The following is an 18,595-nucleotide window of genomic DNA, read 5'->3' as shown; positions in this document are numbered from 1 at the left end:
TCCCTCATCCGAAGAAATTACGGACGTGCTCCAGCCCGTCGACCAGGGCGTCGACCTCGGACCGCGTGGAGTACAGATAGAACGACGCTCGCGTGGTCGCCGGAATTCCGTACCTCAGGCAGACCGGCCGTGCGCAGTGGTGACCGACCCGGACGGCGATGCCCTGTTCGTCCAGCACCTGACCCACGTCGTGCGGGTGGATGTCTCCGAGTGTGAAGGAGATCGTCGCACCGCGCTCCTCGGCCGTGGACGGGCCGATGATCCGCAGGCCGGGGACGTCGAGCAGCCGCTTCACCGCGTACTCGGTGATGGCGTGCTCGTGCGCGGCGATCTTGTCCATGCCGATCGCGCTCAGATAGTCCACGGCCGCGCCGAGGCCGACGGCCTGGGCGATCGGGGGCGTACCCGCCTCGAACTTGTGCGGGGCGGGGGCGTACGTCGAGGAGTGCATCGACACGGTCTCGATCATCTCGCCGCCACCGAGGAACGGCGGAAGGTCCTCCAGCAGCTCCTGGCGGCCCCACAGGACGCCGATACCGGTCGGGCCGCACATCTTGTGACCCGTGAAGGCCACGAAGTCGGCCTGGAGCGCCTGTACGTCGACCGCGACGTGCGGGGCCGCCTGCGAGGCGTCGATCAGCACCAGCGCGCCGACCTCCTGCGCGCGGCGGACGATCGCCTCGACGGGGTTGACCGTGCCCAGGATGTTCGAGATCAGCACGAACGAGACGATCTTCGTCTTCTCGGTGATGACCTCGTTGATGTCCGACAGGTCGAGCCGGCCGTCGTCCGTGAGGCCGAACCACTTCAGCTTCGCGCCGGTGCGCTGCGAGAGCAACTGCCACGGCACGATGTTGGAGTGGTGCTCCATCTCCGTGATGACGATCTCGGTCTCGTGATCCACCCGGTAGGGCTCGTCGGCCCAACCCAGCATGTTCGCCACGAGGTTGAGCGATTCCGAGGCGTTCTTGGTGAATATCACCTCGTCGCGGCTCGGCGCGTTGATGAAGGCGGCCACCTTGTCGCGGGCGCCTTCGTAGAGCGCCGTGGCCTCCTCGGCGAGCACATGGACGCCGCGGTGCACGTTGGCGTTGTGCTGCTCGTAGTACTCGCTCAGGGCGTCGAGCACCTGGCGCGGTTTCTGGGACGTCGCCGCGTTGTCCAGGTAGACGATCTTCTTCCCGTCGTGGACCAGCCGGTCCAGCAGGGGGAAGTCCTTACGGACCGCCTCGTCGAGCAGTCGGCCCGGCCCGGTGAGGAGACCTGACGGCTGTGTCACGCGGATACGCCACCCTTCGCGTACGCCTCGTAGCCCTCGTTCTCCAGCTTGTCGGCCAGCTCCGCGCCGCCGGACTCGGCGATACGGCCCTGCGCGAAGACATGCACGAAGTCGGGCTTGATGTAGCGCAGGATCCGGGTGTAGTGCGTGATCAGCAGGGTGCCGACCTCGCCGCTCTCCCGGACGCGGTTGACGCCCTCGGAGACGACCCGCAGCGCGTCGACGTCCAGACCGGAGTCGGTCTCGTCGAGGATCGCGATCTTGGGCTTGAGCAGTTCGAGCTGAAGGATCTCGTGGCGCTTCTTCTCGCCGCCGGAGAAGCCTTCGTTGACGTTGCGCTCCGCGAACGCCGGGTCCATCTGGAGCTGTTCCATCGCGCTCCGGACCTCCTTGACCCACGTACGCAGCTTGGGTGCCTCGCCGCGGATGGCGGTGGCGGAGGTGCGCAGGAAGTTGGAGACGGAGACTCCGGGGACCTCGACGGGGTACTGCATCGCGAGGAAGAGGCCGGCGCGGGCGCGCTCGTCGACGGTCATCTCCAGGACGTCCTCGCCGTCCAGCGTCACGCTGCCACCGGTGATCGTGTACTTGGGGTGGCCCGCGACGGAGTACGCGAGGGTCGACTTGCCGGAGCCGTTGGGGCCCATGATGGCGTGCGTCTCGCCCTGCTTGACGGTCAGGTCGACGCCCTTGAGGATCTCGCGGGCGCCGCCCTCCGCCTCGACGGTGACGTGCAGGTCGTTGATTTCAAGCGTTGCCATGGGGACTCAGGACTCCTGGGTGACGGAGACGAGCACATCGTCCCCTTGGATCTGTACGGGGTATACGGGCACGGGGCGCGTCGCGGGAAGGCCGTTCGGCTTGCCGGTACGCAGGTCGAAGCTGGATCCGTGCAGCCAGCACTCGATCGAGCAGTCCTCGACCTCACCCTCCGAGAGGGAGACGTTCGCGTGCGAGCAGATGTCGTTGATCGCGAACACCTCGCCCTCGGTACGGATGACGGAGACCGGTATGCCGTCGAGCTCCACCCGCTTGGGGGTGCCGTCCTCCAGCTCGGTCAGTGCGCAGACTCGGACGAAGGCCATCAGACCGATGCCTCCAGCTCCGCCTCGATCTTGGCGAGGAGACGTTCCTCGACGTCGGGCAGTCCGATCTGCTGGACCAGCTCGGCGAAGAAGCCGCGGATGACGAGGCGGCGGGCCTCGACCTGCGGGATACCGCGCGACATCAGATAGAAAAGCTGCTCGTCGTCGAACCGGCCGGTGGCCGAGGCGTGACCGGCGCCGGCGATCTCGCCGGTCTCGATCTCCAGGTTCGGTACGGAGTCGACCCGGGCGCCGTCCGTGAGGACCAGGTTCCGGTTCATCTCGTAGGTGTCGGTGCCCTCGGCGACGGCGCGGATGAGCACGTCGCCGATCCAGACGGCGTGCGCCTCGTCGCCCTGGAGCGCGCCCTTGTAGACGGCGTTGGACTTGCAGTGCGGGGCGTTGTGGTCGACCAGCAGCCGGTGCTCCTGGTGCTGGCCCTTGTCGGTGAAGTACAGACCGAACAGCTCGGCCTCGCCGCCGGGGCCCGCGTAGGCCACGCGCGGGTGGAGCCGTACGACGTCGCCGCCGAAGGTCACCACGATCGACTTGAACGAGGCGTCCCGGCCGACCAGCGCATTGTGCTGGGAGACATGGACGGCCTTGGCGTCCCAGTCCTGTACGGACACGACGGTCAGCTTGGCGCCGTCGCCGACGAGGAAGTCGACGTTGGCGGCGACCACCGCGTCACCGGTGTGGTCGATGACCACGACCGCCTCGGCGAAGGCGCCCAGTTCGATCACCTGGTGCGTGAACGCGGTACCGCCCTGGCCGTGCACGGTGATCCGGATCGGCTCGGTGAGCACCGTCTCCTTGGGAACGGAGACGACCGACGCCTTCTCGAACGAGGTGAACGCCTGCGCGGCCACCCGGTCCACCGGCGTACCGGCCCTGCCCACGCGCGGGTCGTCGCGGCCCACGGTCTCCTGGACGACGCCCGCGGGGGCGGACACCTCCGTACGGATACGGCCGTCGGCGACGGCCGTACCGTCCTGGAGACCGCGCAGCCGCTCCAGCGGCGTGAACCGCCACTCCTCCTCGCGGCCGTGCGGAACGGGGAAGTCCGCGACGTCGAAGGACGGCGGCGCGCTCATGCGCGTGGCGACGGTCGACTCGGCGGCCACCGCGATCGAACCGGCGGTGGTGGAACCCACCGGAATGTTCTGAGCCTCAGCCATGGCTGTCGTCGTGCTCTCTCTCTGCCTCTTGGGGATTCGGTCGCTGCTGCCGGCTGCCTCTTTCAGGAGGCGTCAGCCGACGGAGCCTTCCATCTGGAGCTCGATGAGCCGGTTCAGCTCCAGGGCGTACTCCATGGGCAGCTCCTTGGCGATCGGCTCCACGAAGCCGCGCACGATCATCGCCATGGCCTCGAACTCGGTCATACCGCGGCTCATCAGGTAGAAGAGCTGGTCCTCGGAGACCTTGGAGACCGTCGCCTCGTGCCCCATCGACACGTCGTCCTCGCGGACGTCCACGTACGGATAGGTGTCGGAGCGCGAGATGGTGTCGACCAGCAGCGCGTCACAGAGCACGTTGGACTTCGATCCGGGCGCGCCCTCACCGATCTCGATGAGACCTCGGTAGGAGGTACGGCCGCCGCCTCGCGCCACCGACTTGGAGACGATGTTGGACGAGGTGTTCGGAGCCATGTGGACCATCTTGGCGCCGGCGTCCTGGTGCTGGCCCTCGCCCGCGAAGGCGATGGACAGGGTCTCGCCCTTGGCGTGCTCGCCCATCAGATAGACGGCCGGGTACTTCATGGTGACCTTGGAGCCGATGTTGCCGTCGACCCACTCCATGGTCGCGCCCTCGTAGGCCACGGCGCGCTTGGTGACGAGGTTGTAGACGTTGTTCGACCAGTTCTGGATGGTCGTGTAACGGCAGCGGCCACCCTTCTTGACGATGATCTCGACCACGGCGCTGTGCAGCGAGTCCGAGGAATAGATCGGCGCCGTGCAGCCCTCGACGTAGTGGACGTAGGCGTCCTCGTCGACGATGATCAGCGTCCGCTCGAACTGGCCCATGTTCTCCGTGTTGATACGGAAGTAGGCCTGGAGCGGGATCTCGACGTGCACGCCCTTCGGCACGTAGATGAACGAACCGCCGGACCACACGGCCGAGTTCAGCGAGGCGAACTTGTTGTCGCCGACCGGGATGACCGTGCCGAAGTACTCCTGGAACAGCTCCGGGTTCTCCCGCAGCGCGGTGTCCGTGTCCTTGAAGATGACGCCCTGCTCCTCCAGGTCCTCGCGGATCTGGTGGTAGACGACCTCGGACTCGTACTGGGCCGCGACACCGGCGACGAGGCGCTGCTTCTCCGCCTCGGGGATGCCGAGCTTGTCGTAGGTGTTCTTGATGTCCTCGGGCAGGTCCTCCCAGGACTCCGCCTGCTTCTCCGTCGACCGGACGAAGTACTTGATGTTGTCGAAGTCGATGCCCGACAGGTCGGAGCCCCAGCTCGGCATGGGCTTCTTGCCGAACAGCTTCAGTCCCTTGAGACGGAGCTTGAGCATCCACTCCGGCTCGTTCTTCTTCGCCGAGATGTCGCGGACGACCTCTTCGGAGAGACCGCGCTTCGCGGTGGCGCCTGCCGTGTCGGAGTCGGCCCAGCCGTATTCGTACTTGCCCAGTCCGTCGAGCTCAGGATGGGCGGTCTCCGTGGGGAGCGTCATGCGGGGTTCCTCCCGGCCGTGCTTTCGGATGCGTGGTGTTCGGTCTGCAGGCTGATCCGCGGTGGTTCGGTCCCCGGATCAGTCGTCTGTGGAGTGCCGCCGGCCTGCGAGGTACCCGGTGGCGCGCCGTGTCCGGCGCTGTGCGGGATGAACGTCGTGCACACCCCGTCGCCGTGGGCGATGGTCGCCAGCCGCTGCACATGGGTGCCCAGCAACTCGGAGAAGAACTCCGTCTCCGCCTCGCACAACTGCGGATACTTCTCGGCCACATGGGCCACCGGGCAGTGGTGCTGGCAAAGCTGCTCGCCCTGCTGGTTCGGGGCGCCACGAGCCGTAGCAGCGTACCCGTCGGCGCTCAGCGCCCTGGCAAGCGCCTCCGTGCGCCTGTCGGGGGCGGCGGCTTCGACCGCTTCGCGGTACGCCCCCGCCTGGGTGGCGATCCGGTCGCGCGCGAAGGCGCTGACGGCCGCGTCACCACGGGCGCCGCCGCCGGCGCCGCGGGCGATCCAGTCGATGGCGTCGGCGGCGAGCTTGTCGTACGACTGGTCGAAGGCGTCCCGGCCGCAGTCGGTCAGGGCGAACACCTTGGCGGGCCTGCCACGCCCTCGTGAGCCGTAGACTCGCTGGTCGCGCGGCTCCACGACGGCGTCGGCGGCGAGCGCGTCGAGATGGCGGCGCACGGCGGCCTGGGTGAGCTTCAGCCGCCCGGCGAGGTCGGAGACGGTGGACGGGCCGTGGTCCAGGATGGAGCGCGCGACCCGGTTGCGCGTGGAGCGCTCACCGGTCGCGAGTTCCTCCTGCGGAGCCTCGCCAACGTATTTCACAACGCCATTGTTGCGTAATTCCTTCGGGAGTGACAACAGCCGTCCGGTACGACGAGTGGTGCCCTACGTCACTTAGGGTCACCTAAGAACAGCGGGGACCCGCCCCCGGACCCGGGGCCGCCGCGACCGGCTCCTAGAATCACGGCATGCGCAGCGTCGTCTCAGACCCGGTGGTCCATATCCGGGGCCTGGTCAAGCGGTACGGGGCCAGGACCGCGGTGAACGGCCTGGATCTGGCGTTCCGGGCGGGCACGGTGTCCGCCCTTCTCGGCCCCAACGGAGCCGGCAAGACCACCACGATCGAGACCTGCGAGGGCTATCGCAGACCGGACGCGGGCACGGTACGCGTCCTCGGACTCGATCCCGTGGCCGACGCGGCGCGACTGCGCCCCCGGATCGGGGTGATGCTCCAGTCCGGTGGCGTCTACTCCGGCGCCCGCGCGCCGGAGATGCTGCGCCACATGGCCGCCCTGCACGCGAACCCGCTGGACGTGACCGAGCTGATCGAGCGTCTGGGGCTCGGCGACTGCGGCCGTACGGCCTACCGGCGGCTGTCCGGCGGCCAGCAGCAGCGGCTCTCGCTCGCCATGGCGGTCGTCGGCCGGCCCGAGCTGGTGTTCCTGGACGAGCCGACCGCCGGACTCGACCCACAGGCTCGCCGGTCCACCTGGGACCTGATACGCGAGCTGCGCGCCGACGGGGTGACCACCGTCCTCACCACGCACTTCATGGACGAGGCCGAGGAGCTGGCCGACGACGTCGCCATCGTCGACGCCGGCCGGGTCGTGGCGCACGGCACCACCGAGGAGCTGTGCCGGGGCGGCGCCGAGAACACCCTGCGCTTCACCGGCCGCCCCGGTCTCGACCTCGGCTCGCTGCTCAAGGCGCTGCCCGACGGATCGGCCGCCGCCGAGCTGACGCCGGGCGCCTACCGGATCGGCGGCACGATCGATCCGCAGCTCCTGGCGACGGTGACGTCCTGGTGCGCGCAGCACGGGGTGATGCCGGACAGGATCTCCGTCGAGCGGCACACGCTGGAGGACGTCTTCCTCGAACTGACCGGCAAGGAGCTGCGGCCATGAGCGCCGGTACGGAAGCGGGTACGGGCACGGGCGCCGCCGGCGATGGCATGCGCGAGAACGTGGGCGTCGGCAGATACGCGCCCGCCCCGGGCGCGGCGCCGCTGTCGCGGATGATCGCCGCGCAGACGGCCTTCGAGACGAAGATGCTCCTGCGCAACGGCGAGCAACTGCTGCTGACCGTGATCATCCCGAGCCTGCTGCTGGTGCTGTTCTCGACGGTCGACATCATCGACACGGGCTCGGGCGCGTCGGTCGACTTCCTGACCCCCGGTGTCCTCGCGCTGGCCGTGATGTCGACCGCCTTCACCGGACAGGCCATCGCGACGGGGTTCGAGCGGCGTTACGGGGTACTGAAGCGGCTCGGCGCCTCGCCGCTGCCGCGCTGGGCGCTGATGACCGCCAAGACGCTGTCCGTCCTGGTCACCGAAGTGCTCCAGATCGTGCTGCTGACGGTCATCGCGTTCGCGCTCGGCTGGTCGCCGGACGGCAATCCCTTCGCCGTACTCCTGCTGCTCGTCCTCGGTACGGCGGCGTTCTCCGGGCTCGGGCTGCTGATGGCGGGCACGCTCAAGGCCGAGGCGACGCTGGCCGCGGCGAATCTGGTGTTCGTGCTGCTGCTGGTGGGCGGGGGCGTGATCGTCCCGCTGGACGAGTTCCCCGAGGTGGCTCGGACGCTGCTCGGTCTGCTGCCCATCTCGGCGCTCTCCGAGGGGTTGCGGGACGTGCTCCAGCACGGTGCGGGGATGCCCTGGGGCGACCTCGGGGTGCTGGCCGTCTGGGCGGTGCTCGGGCTCGGGGCGGCGGCCCGTCTCTTCCGCTGGGAGTAGCACCGGCGCACCCGGGGGACCCCTCGTGACCGCGTTCACAAGCACCCGCCTACCATGGTTGCCGTGTGGAACCCCCTCGACTACATCGCCCAGCGCTGGACACCCTCCCCCCGTACCCTCCGCCGCGCCGCGCTGTCCGCCGTCGTGATGACCGTCGTCATCATCGTCACCGGCGGCGCCGTGCGGCTCACGGGCTCCGGGCTCGGCTGCGACACCTGGCCGAAGTGCACCGACGACAGCCTGTTCGCGACGTCCGAGCAGGGTCTGCACGGCGCGATCGAGTTCGGCAACCGCATGCTGACCTACGTCCTGTCGGCGGCCGTCGGCTGGGCGATCATCGCGGCCCGGTCCGTCAAGCCCCGGCGGCACGGCCTCACCCGGCTCGCGTGGAGCATGTTCTGGGTCGTGATGCTGAACGCCGTGATGGGCGGCATCACGGTCCACATGGAGCTGAACCCCTGGACCGTGGCCGTCCACTTCCTGCTCGCCAACGCCCTGCTCACCGTCACCGTGATCGTCTGGGAGCGCACCCGCGAGGGCGACACGACGCCCCGGCCGAGGGTCCCGCGGCCCGTACGGAAGCTGTCCTGGGCGCTGCTCGCTATGACGGCGCTGCTGGTCACCCTGGGGACGACGGTGACCGGCTCCGGCAAGCACGCGGGCGACAGCAGCGAGGTGCCGCGCATGCCGTGGGACTGGATCGACGCGGCGCACGTGCACGCGACGGCGGCCTGGGTGGTCTGCGCGCTGGCGATCGCGATGTGGCTGGTGCTGCGCATCGTGGACGCCCCGGACGACATCCGCGCGCGGGCGCGTGACCTGCTGCTCGTGCTGCTCGCGCAGGGCGGTATCGGTTACGTCCAGTTCTTCACCGACGTGCCCGAGATCCTGGTCGGGGTCCATATGCTCGGCTCCGCGCTGACCTGGATCGCGGTGCTGCGCCTCGCGCTGAGCCTGCGTGAGCGGCCCGTGGCGGACCCGGAGATCCCGGCGCAGGCGGACCCGGCCGACCCGGCGCTGTCCACGGCCTGATCCTCGGGAAGCCTGTCCGTCTGTCGACAGATCGCCAGGTCTCGCCACACCGTCAGATGTCGTCCAGGCCGTAGACCCGGCGGGCGTTGCCCGAGGCGATCATCTCCGCGACGCGACGCGCGTCGGCGAGCGCCCATGAACCGTCCGCCACCCAACCGCCGAGCACCCGCGCCAGCGACTGGCTGAACACCCTGGCGCCCACGACGTGCAGTTCGGGCAGTCCCCGCGCGCCGCTGGAGTAGAGCAGCTTCCCGAACGGCGCCAGTTCCAGCACCTGCGCCAGTACGTCCGCCGCGCGGGCCCCGGTGTGCGCGAGGGCCGGGCCGAGATCCGCGTACACATGCGGATAGGCCCCGGCGAGCCGCGCGGCGTGCCGGTGGTACGGCGGGCCGTGCAGCAGCACCAGGTCGGTGCCGAGCCCGGCCGTGGCCGCCGCGAAGCCCGCGATCCGCGCCGGACCGCCGTCGCAGCAGTCCACGCGGCACCCACACCCCTCGCCGCCGCCGCCCGCGTGCAGTTGGAGCGGCCGGCCGGTGGCGACGGCGGTCCAGAGCAGATGCCGCAGCAGTACGGGATCGGTGACCCTGCCGCCCACCCGCCGGCGGGCCAGCCAGCGTCCCGCGGCGGCCCGTACCTCTGCGGGGCCGGGCGGGTCGGACGCCGGGGCGGGGCCGTGGCGCAGGGCGGCGACGGACACGAAGGCGACGGCCGAGCCGGCCGCCGTGTGCACGGCGTGGGCGAGATTGGCGAGCAGCGAGTCGACGGTGCCCGAGGTGTCGGCCACCTGCTGGGCGAGGAGATCGAGCCGTACGATCTCGCGGGCCTCGGCGGCGCCGGCCGCCGCGATCTCCTCGGGGCCGGTCAGATCGCCGGGCAGCCCGGTGTCGACCAGATACGTGGTGATGCCGGTGCCCCGCAGCAGCCGCCGCCCGGCCTCCATGACGCCGAGTTCCCGGCGCCGGGCGAGATAGGCGGCGGGTGAGGTGTGGGGCTGGAGTCCGAGGAGCGGCGGGCACCAGCGCCGTACGGCGAATCCGGTCTGGGTGTCGAAGAAGGTGGTGCCCGCGGCCGGCGGTCCCGCCGTCCTGCCGAGTTGGGCCTCGAAGGTGCCGAGGCCCAACTCCGTACGGAGGACGCCGTGGCAGTTCTGGTCCACCAGAGTCGTTGTCTCGATCATGGCGCTCCCGTCGTGGACCGTATCCCTACAGTCCTAACGGGCAAGACGCGCACGAGTGTTGGCCGCCCCGTACATCGAGCCGGTCCGACGACGCGGAACGGACAGGATCTAGGGGTTGGCGGGGCCGCCGAGCTGGATGCCCGCCATGCGCGTCCATTCGTACGGACCGGTGCGCACCCGCCCGGCGAACTCGCCGTCGAAGGACTCGTGCACCGTGATCCCGGCCTTCTCCACCGCTTTCAGCGCCACGTCGTGCGACGGAGCCACCAGGTCGCCCCAGACGCCGTCCCGCGCCACCAGCACGATGCGGGTGCCCGCCTGGCCCAGATACGCGAGCTGGCCCTCCGCGGAGCCGCCGTGCCGTCGCGCGAACGCGCCGATCTGCTTGGCCAGTCGGGCCGCGCGGCGTTCGTCCCGTACGGCCTGCCGGCTCGCACGCGCGCCGTCGCCGGTCTGCTCGTCAACCTCGGTCTCTGCCATGGCCGACATGCTACCGACGGGTAGCCGTTCTGGCGAAGGGGCTATCGGAGGAAGGGGTCCACCGCGACGGCCACGAACAGCAGCGAGACGTAGGTGATCGACCAGTGGAACAGCCGCATCTCCTTCAGCTTGCCGCCCGTCGCACCGGACTTGGCGCGCGACTGGAGCCCGTGCGCCTCCCAGAGCCACCAGCCGCCGGCCACCAGGGCCACCGCCGTGTAGAACCAGCCGGTGTAGCCGAGCGGTGTCAGCAGCAGCGACACCGCCACCATCACCCAGCTGTAGAGGACGATCTGGCGGGCCACGGTCTGGTTCGACGCGACGACGGGGAGCATGGGCACGCCCACGCGCGCGTAGTCCTCGCGCACCTTCATCGACAGCGGCCAGTAGTGCGGCGGCGTCCAGAAGAACATGACGAGGAAGAGGATGACGGCGGCCCACGACAGCGAGTTGGTGACCGCCGACCAGCCGATGAAGACCGGCATACAGCCGGCGATGCCGCCCCAGACGATGTTCTGCGAAGTGCGCCGCTTGAGGATCATCGTGTAGACGACGACGTAGAACAGCAGCGCGCCCAGCGCCAGCGCCGCGGACAGCCAGTTGACCAGCAGGCCGAACCAGAGCGTCGAGATCACCGCCAAGGAGAGCCCGAAGACGAGCCCTTCACGGGGCGACACCATGCCGGTGACCAGCGGGCGCTGCGACGTACGGTCCATCAACGCGTCGATGTCGCGGTCGATGAACATGTTCAGCGCGTTGGCGCCACCGGCGGACAGATAACCGCCGACGCAGGTGACGAGCACCAGCCACATGTCCGGAACGCCCTGCTCGGCCAGGAACATCACCGGAACGGTGGTGATGAGCAGCAGCTCGATGATCCGTGGTTTCGTCAGCGCCACGAACGCTTTGACGCGGGCGCCGAACGGCCGATGGCCCCCCGGGCTCGGAGTCAGGACGACCCCAGCGGGTCGGGACTCGACGGCCGTCACGCACACCCCAGACAGAGAAATCCCAGCAAGCTCCGGGCGCGAGGGCCCGGTAAAGACTTGCGCGTACCACGCCACTCTAGACGTTGCCCATACGCCGTTCTTATCGGGGGTGGGCTCGTGTTGACGCCTGGTGGGGGCCTCGGGCGAGGGGGCGTACGCCGCCGCGCGGTCGTCCCCGGGAGGCGTGCGCGACATCCCACCGGCACCCCGACGACGTCTCTTCTTTACGGAGGACTTCACAGGCGACTTCGCGGGGAACGCCGCGGACGAGTTCGCAGGCGACGGTGTCCCTCCTCTGTCTCTTCTCCTTCCCTTCTTCGCTATTTGGACGGGAATGGTCGCGCGGCGCCGCGAGGGTAGGCTCGGCACCGAACCGGTGCGCCCTCAGACACCGGGATTCGACATGTGGAGAGGAGCCCTGACTCAGGGTGAGCACCAAGCCGACCACCACAGATCTCGAAGAGTGGACCGACCTGGACCGTCGGGCGGTCGATACCGTCCGAGTCCTGGCCATGGATGCCGTACAGAAGGTCGGCAACGGCCATCCCGGTACGGCGATGAGCCTGGCCCCCGCGGCCTATGTGCTCTTCCAGAAGCTGATGCGGCACGATCCGGCCGACGCGCAGTGGACCGGCCGCGACCGTTTCGTACTCTCCGCGGGCCACTCGTCGCTGACTCTCTACATCCAGCTCTATCTCGCGGGCTACGGCCTGGAGCTGGACGACCTGAAGGCGTTCCGCACCTGGGGTTCGAAGACCCCGGGGCACCCGGAGTACGGCCACACGGTCGGCGTCGAGACGACCACCGGACCGCTCGGCCAGGGTGTCGCCAACGCCGTGGGCATGGCGATGGCCTCCCGTTACGAGCGCGGTCTCTACGACCCGGACGCGGCTGAGGGCACCTCTCCGTTCGACCACACCATCTGGGTGATCGCGGGTGACGGCTGCCTCCAGGAGGGCGTCTCCGGCGAGGCGTCCTCGCTGGCCGGCCACCAGAAGCTGGGCAATCTCGTCCTGCTCTGGGACGACAATCACATCTCCATCGAGGGTGACACCGAGACGGCCGTCTCCGAGGACACCCTCAAGCGGTACGAGGCGTACGGCTGGCACGTCCAGCGCGTCGAGCAACTGCCCGACGGAGACCTCGATCCGGCGGGTCTGGCGCGCGCGCTGAAGGCGGCGCAGGACGAGACCGAGCGCCCCTCGTTCATCGCCGCCCGCTCGATCATCGCCTGGCCCGCCCCGCACGCCCAGAACACCGAGGCCGCGCACGGCTCGGCGCTGGGCGACGAGGAAGTGGCCGCCACCAAGCGGGTGCTGGGCTTCGACCCCGCTCAGACCTTCGAGGTCGGCGACGAGGTCCTGGCGCACACACGTCAGGCGCTCGACCGCGGCCGTGAGGTACGCGCCGAGTGGGAGAAGACCTTCGCCGCGTGGCGTACGGCCAACCCGGAGCGCGCCGCGACGTTCGACCGGATCCGCGCGGGCGAACTGCCCGACAACTGGGAGCAGAAGCTGCCGGTCTTCGAGACCGGCAAGGCTGTCGCCACCCGCGCCGCGTCCGGCAAGGTGCTCCAGGCGCTCGGTGCGGTCATTCCCGAGCTGTGGGGCGGCTCGGCCGACCTCGCGGGGTCCAACAACACCACGATCGACAAGACGTCGTCGTTCCTCCCGGCGGGCAATCCTCTTCCGGAGGCCGATCCTTACGGCCGCACGGTGCACTACGGCATCCGTGAGCACGCCATGGGTTCGACGATGAACGGCATCGCGCTGCACGGCAACACCCGTATCTACGGCGGCACTTTCCTGGTGTTCTCCGACTACATGCGCCCGGCCGTGCGGCTGGCGGCGCTGATGCGGGTGCCCGTCACGTACGTGTGGACGCACGACTCGATCGGTCTGGGCGAGGACGGTCCGACGCACCAGCCCGTGGAGCACCTGTCCGTACTGCGGGCCATTCCCGGGCTGAACATCGTGCGGCCCGCCGACGCCAACGAGACGGCGATCGCCTGGCGCGAGATCCTGAAGCGGCACGCCAAGGGCGCGCCGCACGGACTGGCGCTCACCCGTCAGGGTGTGCCGACGTACGAGGCCGACGAGGGCGCCGCCAAGGGCGGTTACGTCCTGCTCGAGGCCGAGGGCGGTGAGCCCCAGGTGGTGCTGATCGGTACGGGCTCCGAGGTGCAGTTGGCCGTCGAGGCGCGCGAGCGGCTTCAGGCCGAGGGCATCGCGACGCGCGTGGTGTCGATGCCGTCGGTCGAGTGGTTCGAGGAGCAGGACCAGGCGTACCGGGACAGTGTCCTGCCGCCCTCCGTGAAGGCGCGGGTGGCGGTCGAGGCCGGTATCGGGCTCACGTGGCACCGTTTCGTGGGCGATGCCGGCCGCGTCGTCTCGCTGGAGCACTTCGGCGCTTCGGCCGACGGCAAGGTCCTTTTCCAGGAGTTCGGATTCACCGCGGACGCGGTCGCGTCCGCGGCTCGGGAATCTCTGGCCGCCGTAGCGCGCTGACGCAGGTATACGACTAGTAGGAGATGCAATTCTCATGACAGACGCACTCAAGCGCCTCTCCGACGAAGGCGTCGCGATCTGGCTCGACGACCTGTCGCGCAAGCGCATCACATCCGGCAATCTCGCCGAACTGATGGACCAGCAGCACGTCGTGGGCGTGACGACCAATCCCTCGATCTTCCAGAAGGCGATCTCCGGGGGCGACGGTTACGAGGCCCAGCTCACCGATCTCGCGACGCGCGGGGTGACCGTCGAGGAAGCCGTCCGCATGATCACGACGGCGGACGTGCGGGACGCCGCCGACATCCTGCGGCCGGTCTTCGACGAGACGCAGGGCCAGGACGGCCGTGTGTCCATCGAGGTCGACCCCCGGCTGGCGCACAAGACGGCGGCGACCGTCGCCGAGGCCAAGCAGCTCGCCTGGCTGGTGGACCGCCCGAACACCTTCATCAAGATCCCGGCCACCAAGGCGGGCCTCCCGGCGATCACCGAGACGATTGCCCGGGGCATCAGTGTCAATGTGACGCTGATCTTCTCGCTGGAGCGCTACCGCGCGGTCATGGACGCCTATCTGTCCGGTCTGGAGCAGGCGAAGGCCGCGGGCCTCGACCTCTCCAAGATCTACTCGGTGGCGTCCTTCTTCGTGTCCCGCGTGGACACCGAGATCGACAAGCGGCTCGACGCGCTGGGCACGGACGAGGCGAAGGCCGCGCGCGGCAAGGCGGCCGTCGCCAACGCCCGGCTGGCCTACGAGGCGTACGAAGAGGTTTTCGGCACCGACCGCTGGGCGGCGCTGGACCGTGTCCAGGCCAACAAGCAGCGTCCGCTGTGGGCCTCGACGGGCGTCAAGGACCCCGCGTACCGGGACACGATGTACGTCGACGACCTGATCGCCCCGCACACGGTGAACACCATGCCGGAGGCCACTCTGGACGCGGTCGCCGAGCACGGAGCGGTCACCGGTGACACCGTGAGGGGTACGTACGACCAGGCGCGCGCCGATCTCGAAGCCGTCGAGAAGCTGGGCATCTCCTACGACGACGTCGTCCAGGTGCTCGAGGACGAGGGTGTCGAGAAGTTCGCGACGGCCTGGACCGACCTGCTCAAGTCGACCGAGGCGGAACTCAAGCGCCTCACCCCTTCGGAGGACTGAACCCTTGACCGCAACCCACGGAGCGAATCCGCTTCGTGACGCCGCGGACCGACGGCTCCCGCGTATCGCGGGGCCGTCGGGCCTGGTCATCTTTGGCGTCACGGGCGATTTGTCCCGTAAGAAGTTGATGCCTGCTGTCTATGACCTCGCCAACCGGGGCCTGCTGCCGCCGGGCTTCTCGCTCGTCGGCTACGCCCGGCGCGAGTGGCAGGACGAGGATTTCGCCCAGGAGGTCCACGACGCCGTCAAGGCACACGCCCGTACGCCGTTCCGGGAGGAGGTCTGGCAGCAGCTCATCCAGGGGATGCGCTTCGTCCAGGGCGACTTCGACGACGACCAGGCGTTCGAGAATCTGAAGGCCACGATCCACGACCTGGACAAGGTGCAGGGCACGGGCGGCAACTTCGCCTTCTATCTGTCCGTACCGCCGAAGTTCTTCCCCAAGGTCGTCAAGCAGCTCAAGAAGCACGGGCTGGCCGACCAGAAGGAGGGCTCCTGGCGGCGCGCCGTCATCGAGAAGCCGTTCGGTCACGACCTGGTCTCCGCCCAGGAGCTGAACAAGGTCGTGCACGAGGTCTTCCCGTCCAACGAGGTCTTCCGGATCGACCACTATCTGGGCAAGGAGACCGTCCAGAACATTCTGGCGCTGCGCTTCGCGAACACCCTCTTCGAGCCGATCTGGAACCGGTCGTACGTCGACCATGTCCAGATCACCATGGCCGAGGACATCGGCATCGGCGGCCGGGCCGGCTACTACGACGGCATCGGCGCCGCGCGGGACGTCATCCAGAACCACCTCCTCCAGCTTCTGGCGCTGACCGCGATGGAGGAGCCCTCCTCCTTCGACGCGGACGCGCTGGCCGCCGAGAAGACCAAGGTGCTCGGCGCCGTACGGCTGCCGCGCGAGCTGGGCAAGGACACGGTGCGCGGGCAGTACGCCGCCGGCTGGCAGGGCGGCGAGAAGGCCGTCGGCTATCTGGAGGAAGACGGCATCGACCCCAAGTCGAAGACCGACACCTACGCGGCGGTGAAGGTGGAGATCGACAACCGCCGCTGGGCGGGTGTCCCGTTCTACCTGCGTACCGGCAAGCGGCTCGGCCGCCGGGTCACCGAGATCGCGGTCGTGTTCCAGCGGGCCCCGCACTCACCCTTCGACCACACGGCCACCGAGGAGCTGGGGCAGAACGCCCTGGTCATCCGGGTGCAGCCGGACGAGGGCGTGACCATGCGGTTCGGTTCGAAGGTGCCCGGCACCGCGATGGAGGTACGGGACGTCTCGATGGACTTCGCCTACGGCGAGTCCTTCACGGAGTCGAGCCCCGAGGCGTACGAGCGGCTGCTGCTCGACGTGCTGCTCGGCGACTCCAACCTCTTCCCTCGTACGGAGGAGGTCGAGCTGTCCTGGAAGATCCTCGACCCGATCGAGCAGTACTGGGACAAGCACGGCAAGCCCGCGCAGTACGAGTCCGGGACCTGGGGTCCGGTCGAGGCGGACGAAATGCTCGCACGACACGGACGGAGCTGGCGTCGGCCATGAAGATCGACCTTACGGACACCACGTCCAGCAAGATCAACAAGGCGCTGGTCGAGGGGCGCCGGGCGATCGGCACCCCGGCCGTCGGCATGGTCCTCACCCTGGTCCTGGTCACCGACGAGGAGAACGCGTACGACGCGCTCAAAGCCGCCGACGAGGCGTCCCGCGAGCACCCGTCGCGCAAGCTGGTCGTCGTCAAGCGGTTCTCCCGCTCGGCGCGCGACCGGTCCAAGGCGCGACTGGACGCCGAGGTGCGGGTGGGTGTGGAGGCCGGCACCGGAGAGACGGTCGTCCTGCGGCTGTACGGCGAGGTCATCGACCACGCCCAGTCGGTCGTCCTGCCGCTGCTGCTGCCCGACGCGCCCGTCGTGGTGTGGTGGGCCGCCAACGCGCCGGCGAACCCGGCGAAGGACCCGCTGGGCACGCTGGCCCAGCGCCGGGTGACGGACACCTACGCCGCCGAGAACCCGATCGAGGAGCTGAAGGCCCGCGCCGCCGTCTACACACCCGGCGACACGGACCTGGCCTGGAGCCGGATCACCCCGTGGCGGTCGATGCTGGCCGCCGCGCTGGACCAGGTCGACTGCAAGGTCACCGCGGTCCGGGTGGAGGGCGAGGAGCTGAACGCGAGCTGCGAACTGCTCGGCATGTGGCTCGCCGAGCGGCTGCACGTCCCGGTCACCCGCTCGGTCTCGGCCGGACCCGGTCTCACCTCCGTACGGATGGAGACCGACTGCGGGCCGATCGAGCTGCGCCGTACGGACGGCTCGCTGGCGACGCTGGCCATCGACGGCCAGCCGGACCGCGCGGTGGCGCTCAACCGGAGGGAGACCTCGGAGCTGATCGCCGAGGAGCTGCGCAGGCTGGACCCGGACGACACGTACGCGGCGACGCTGCGGTTCGGCGTGGACCGGCTGGAGCCGGTAGCGGCGGACGACGCCGCCCCGGCGGGGAAGAAGGCGGCTCCCGCGCGTGCGTCGGCCGCGTCGGCCGCCAAGAAGGCGGCGTCGAAGTGAGTGTCCCGCAACTCGTCGTGCACCGTGACAAGGAGCTGATGGCGCGAGCCGCGGCGGCCCGGCTGATCACGAAGATCGTGGACGCCCAGGCCGCGCGCGGTTCCGCGTCGATCGTCCTGACCGGCGGGCGCAACGGCAACGGCCTGCTGACCGCGCTGTCCGAGGCGCCCGCGCGCGACGCGGTCGACTGGACCCGGCTCGATCTGTGGTGGGGCGACGAGCGCTTCCTGCCCGGTGGCGACCCGGAGCGCAACGACACGCAGGCCAGGGCGGCGCTGCTCAACTCGGTGCCGCTGGACCCCACGCGGGTGCACGCGATGCCGGCGTCGGACGGCGCGTACGGCTCCGACATCGAGGCGGCGGCAGCGGCGTACGCGACCGAACTGGCCGCGGCGGCACGGCCGGAGGACCACGCGCGGGTCCCGTCCTTCGACGTGCTGATGCTCGGCGTGGGACCGGACACGCACGTCGCGTCCCTCTTCCCCGAGCTGCCGGGCGTCCGGGAGACCGAGAGCACGGTGGTCGCGGTGCACGGCGCGCCGAAGCCGCCGCCGCTGCGGATCTCGCTGACGCTGCCGGCGATCCGGGCGGCACACGAGGTGTGGCTGCTGGCGGCGGGCGAGGACAAGGCGCAGGCCGCGGAGATCGCGCTCAGCGGCGCGGGCGAGATCCAGGCCCCGGCGGCGGGTGCGTACGGTCGTGCGCGGACGCTGTGGCTGCTGGACGAGCCGGCGGCGTCGAAACTCCCACCCGAGCTGTACGCGAGGGCGTCGGCCTGAACGTGAAGTCCTCGCCGTGCCGGGCGTCTTCAGCCCCTCCGGCGCCCTCTCCAGCCTCGCCGGCGTTTGAGGCGCGGGGTCCGGGGCGGAGCCCCGAAACCCAGCCCGCCCGGCGTTTGAGGGCACGGCCGAAGGCCGTACGGGGCCCGGGGCGCAGCC

General features: G+C 69.7%; 17 protein-coding genes. 8 read left to right on the top strand and 9 right to left on the bottom strand.

Features of this window, described 5'->3' with window-relative positions:
- Positions 1-4 precede the first annotated feature (4 nt).
- From OG329_RS33280 to OG329_RS33255, 6 genes are all read right to left on the bottom strand, one after another.
- Entirely contained in the window at positions 5-1,279 is a 1,275-nt protein-coding gene (locus tag OG329_RS33280) for a cysteine desulfurase (RefSeq protein ID WP_405800148.1), read from the bottom strand.
- Positions 1,276-2,040, bottom strand: coding sequence for a Fe-S cluster assembly ATPase SufC (gene sufC, locus OG329_RS33275; RefSeq protein ID WP_405800147.1), 765 nt, complete (start codon positions 2,038-2,040; stop codon positions 1,276-1,278). Before sufC ends, OG329_RS33280 begins: the two co-directional genes overlap by 4 nt.
- Before the next feature lie 6 nt (positions 2,041-2,046).
- Positions 2,047-2,364 (bottom strand): bifunctional 3-phenylpropionate/cinnamic acid dioxygenase ferredoxin subunit, encoded by a 318-nt coding sequence (locus OG329_RS33270; protein WP_405800145.1) that lies wholly within the window; start codon positions 2,362-2,364, stop codon positions 2,047-2,049.
- Positions 2,364-3,542, bottom strand: a complete 1,179-nt coding sequence (sufD, locus tag OG329_RS33265; protein ID WP_405800143.1) for a Fe-S cluster assembly protein SufD — start codon at positions 3,540-3,542, stop codon at positions 2,364-2,366. The genes OG329_RS33270 and sufD overlap by 1 nt, the downstream gene beginning before the upstream one ends.
- Before the next feature lie 72 nt (positions 3,543-3,614).
- A complete protein-coding gene (gene sufB, locus OG329_RS33260; protein WP_405800141.1) occupies positions 3,615-5,036 on the bottom strand; it encodes a Fe-S cluster assembly protein SufB in 1,422 nt (473 codons plus the stop codon).
- Positions 5,033-5,860, bottom strand: coding sequence for a helix-turn-helix transcriptional regulator (locus OG329_RS33255; RefSeq protein WP_405800140.1), 828 nt, complete (start codon positions 5,858-5,860; stop codon positions 5,033-5,035). The genes sufB and OG329_RS33255 overlap by 4 nt, the downstream gene beginning before the upstream one ends.
- A 146-nt stretch (positions 5,861-6,006) precedes the next feature.
- Between OG329_RS33255 and OG329_RS33250 the strand changes: the two genes are divergently transcribed.
- From OG329_RS33250 to OG329_RS33240, 3 genes are read left to right on the top strand one after another with little or no spacing between them, the layout of a single operon-like run.
- Positions 6,007-6,942: an ABC transporter ATP-binding protein gene (locus OG329_RS33250; protein WP_405800138.1), complete on the top strand. Its 936-nt coding sequence runs from the start codon at positions 6,007-6,009 to the stop codon at positions 6,940-6,942.
- A gap of 47 nt (positions 6,943-6,989) precedes the next feature.
- Positions 6,990-7,769 (top strand): ABC transporter permease, encoded by a 780-nt coding sequence (locus OG329_RS33245; protein ID WP_405802158.1) that lies wholly within the window; start codon positions 6,990-6,992, stop codon positions 7,767-7,769.
- A 54-nt stretch (positions 7,770-7,823) separates the two neighbouring features.
- On the top strand, positions 7,824-8,801 hold the full coding sequence (locus tag OG329_RS33240) for a COX15/CtaA family protein (RefSeq protein ID WP_405800137.1): 978 nt from the start codon (positions 7,824-7,826) through the stop codon (positions 8,799-8,801).
- Positions 8,802-8,853: 52 nt separating this feature from the next.
- On the opposite strand, the gene OG329_RS33235 is transcribed toward OG329_RS33240, so the two are convergent.
- The 3 genes from OG329_RS33235 to OG329_RS33225 form a co-directional block, all read right to left on the bottom strand.
- Positions 8,854-9,978, bottom strand: coding sequence for an amidohydrolase family protein (locus OG329_RS33235; protein ID WP_405800136.1), 1,125 nt, complete (start codon positions 9,976-9,978; stop codon positions 8,854-8,856).
- Between the two features lie 108 nt (positions 9,979-10,086).
- Positions 10,087-10,458, bottom strand: coding sequence for a hypothetical protein (locus OG329_RS33230; RefSeq protein ID WP_405800134.1), 372 nt, complete (start codon positions 10,456-10,458; stop codon positions 10,087-10,089).
- A 41-nt stretch (positions 10,459-10,499) separates the two neighbouring features.
- Positions 10,500-11,447, bottom strand: a complete 948-nt coding sequence (locus tag OG329_RS33225; RefSeq protein ID WP_405800132.1) for a heme o synthase — start codon at positions 11,445-11,447, stop codon at positions 10,500-10,502.
- 428 nt (positions 11,448-11,875) lie between these two features.
- On the opposite strand from OG329_RS33225, the gene tkt reads away from it, so the two are divergent.
- From tkt to pgl, 5 genes are read left to right on the top strand one after another with little or no spacing between them, the layout of a single operon-like run.
- A complete protein-coding gene (tkt, locus tag OG329_RS33220; RefSeq protein ID WP_405800131.1) occupies positions 11,876-13,954 on the top strand; it encodes a transketolase in 2,079 nt (692 codons plus the stop codon).
- A 34-nt stretch (positions 13,955-13,988) separates the two neighbouring features.
- Positions 13,989-15,107, top strand: a complete 1,119-nt coding sequence (gene tal, locus OG329_RS33215; protein WP_405800130.1) for a transaldolase — start codon at positions 13,989-13,991, stop codon at positions 15,105-15,107.
- A gap of 4 nt (positions 15,108-15,111) precedes the next feature.
- Entirely contained in the window at positions 15,112-16,644 is a 1,533-nt protein-coding gene (zwf, locus tag OG329_RS33210; protein WP_405800128.1) for a glucose-6-phosphate dehydrogenase, read from the top strand.
- Complete coding sequence (opcA, locus tag OG329_RS33205; protein ID WP_405800127.1) at positions 16,641-17,657, top strand: glucose-6-phosphate dehydrogenase assembly protein OpcA; 1,017 nt, start codon at positions 16,641-16,643, stop codon at positions 17,655-17,657. The genes zwf and opcA overlap by 4 nt, the downstream gene beginning before the upstream one ends.
- Complete coding sequence (gene pgl, locus OG329_RS33200; RefSeq protein WP_405800125.1) at positions 17,654-18,436, top strand: 6-phosphogluconolactonase; 783 nt, start codon at positions 17,654-17,656, stop codon at positions 18,434-18,436. Before opcA ends, pgl begins: the two co-directional genes overlap by 4 nt.
- Positions 18,437-18,595: the final 159 nt, after the last annotated feature.

It is taken from the genome of Streptomyces sp. NBC_01506 (assembly GCF_045040295.1).
Classification (GTDB): Bacteria; Actinomycetota; Actinomycetes; order Streptomycetales; family Streptomycetaceae; genus Streptomyces.
This window is presented reverse-complemented; position numbering and strand designations above follow the sequence as displayed.

What these genes read in the sequence shown, in the direction of transcription:
- sufC (WP_405800147.1), bottom strand. Translation starts at nt 2,040, where the DNA reads ATGGCAACGCTTGAAATCAACGACCTGCACGTCACCGTCGAGGCGGAG.
- OG329_RS33270 (WP_405800145.1), bottom strand. Translation starts at nt 2,364, where the DNA reads ATGGCCTTCGTCCGAGTCTGCGCACTGACCGAGCTGGAGGACGGCACC.
- sufD (WP_405800143.1), bottom strand. Translation starts at nt 3,542, where the DNA reads ATGGCTGAGGCTCAGAACATTCCGGTGGGTTCCACCACCGCCGGTTCG.
- sufB (WP_405800141.1), bottom strand. Translation starts at nt 5,036, where the DNA reads ATGACGCTCCCCACGGAGACCGCCCATCCTGAGCTCGACGGACTGGGC.
- OG329_RS33250 (WP_405800138.1), top strand. Translation starts at nt 6,007, where the DNA reads ATGCGCAGCGTCGTCTCAGACCCGGTGGTCCATATCCGGGGCCTGGTC.
- OG329_RS33245 (WP_405802158.1), top strand. Translation starts at nt 6,990, where the DNA reads ATGCGCGAGAACGTGGGCGTCGGCAGATACGCGCCCGCCCCGGGCGCG.
- OG329_RS33240 (WP_405800137.1), top strand. Translation starts at nt 7,824, where the DNA reads ATGGTTGCCGTGTGGAACCCCCTCGACTACATCGCCCAGCGCTGGACA.
- OG329_RS33235 (WP_405800136.1), bottom strand. Translation starts at nt 9,978, where the DNA reads ATGATCGAGACAACGACTCTGGTGGACCAGAACTGCCACGGCGTCCTC.
- OG329_RS33230 (WP_405800134.1), bottom strand. Translation starts at nt 10,458, where the DNA reads ATGGCAGAGACCGAGGTTGACGAGCAGACCGGCGACGGCGCGCGTGCG.
- tal (WP_405800130.1), top strand. Translation starts at nt 13,989, where the DNA reads ATGACAGACGCACTCAAGCGCCTCTCCGACGAAGGCGTCGCGATCTGG.
- opcA (WP_405800127.1), top strand. Translation starts at nt 16,641, where the DNA reads ATGAAGATCGACCTTACGGACACCACGTCCAGCAAGATCAACAAGGCG.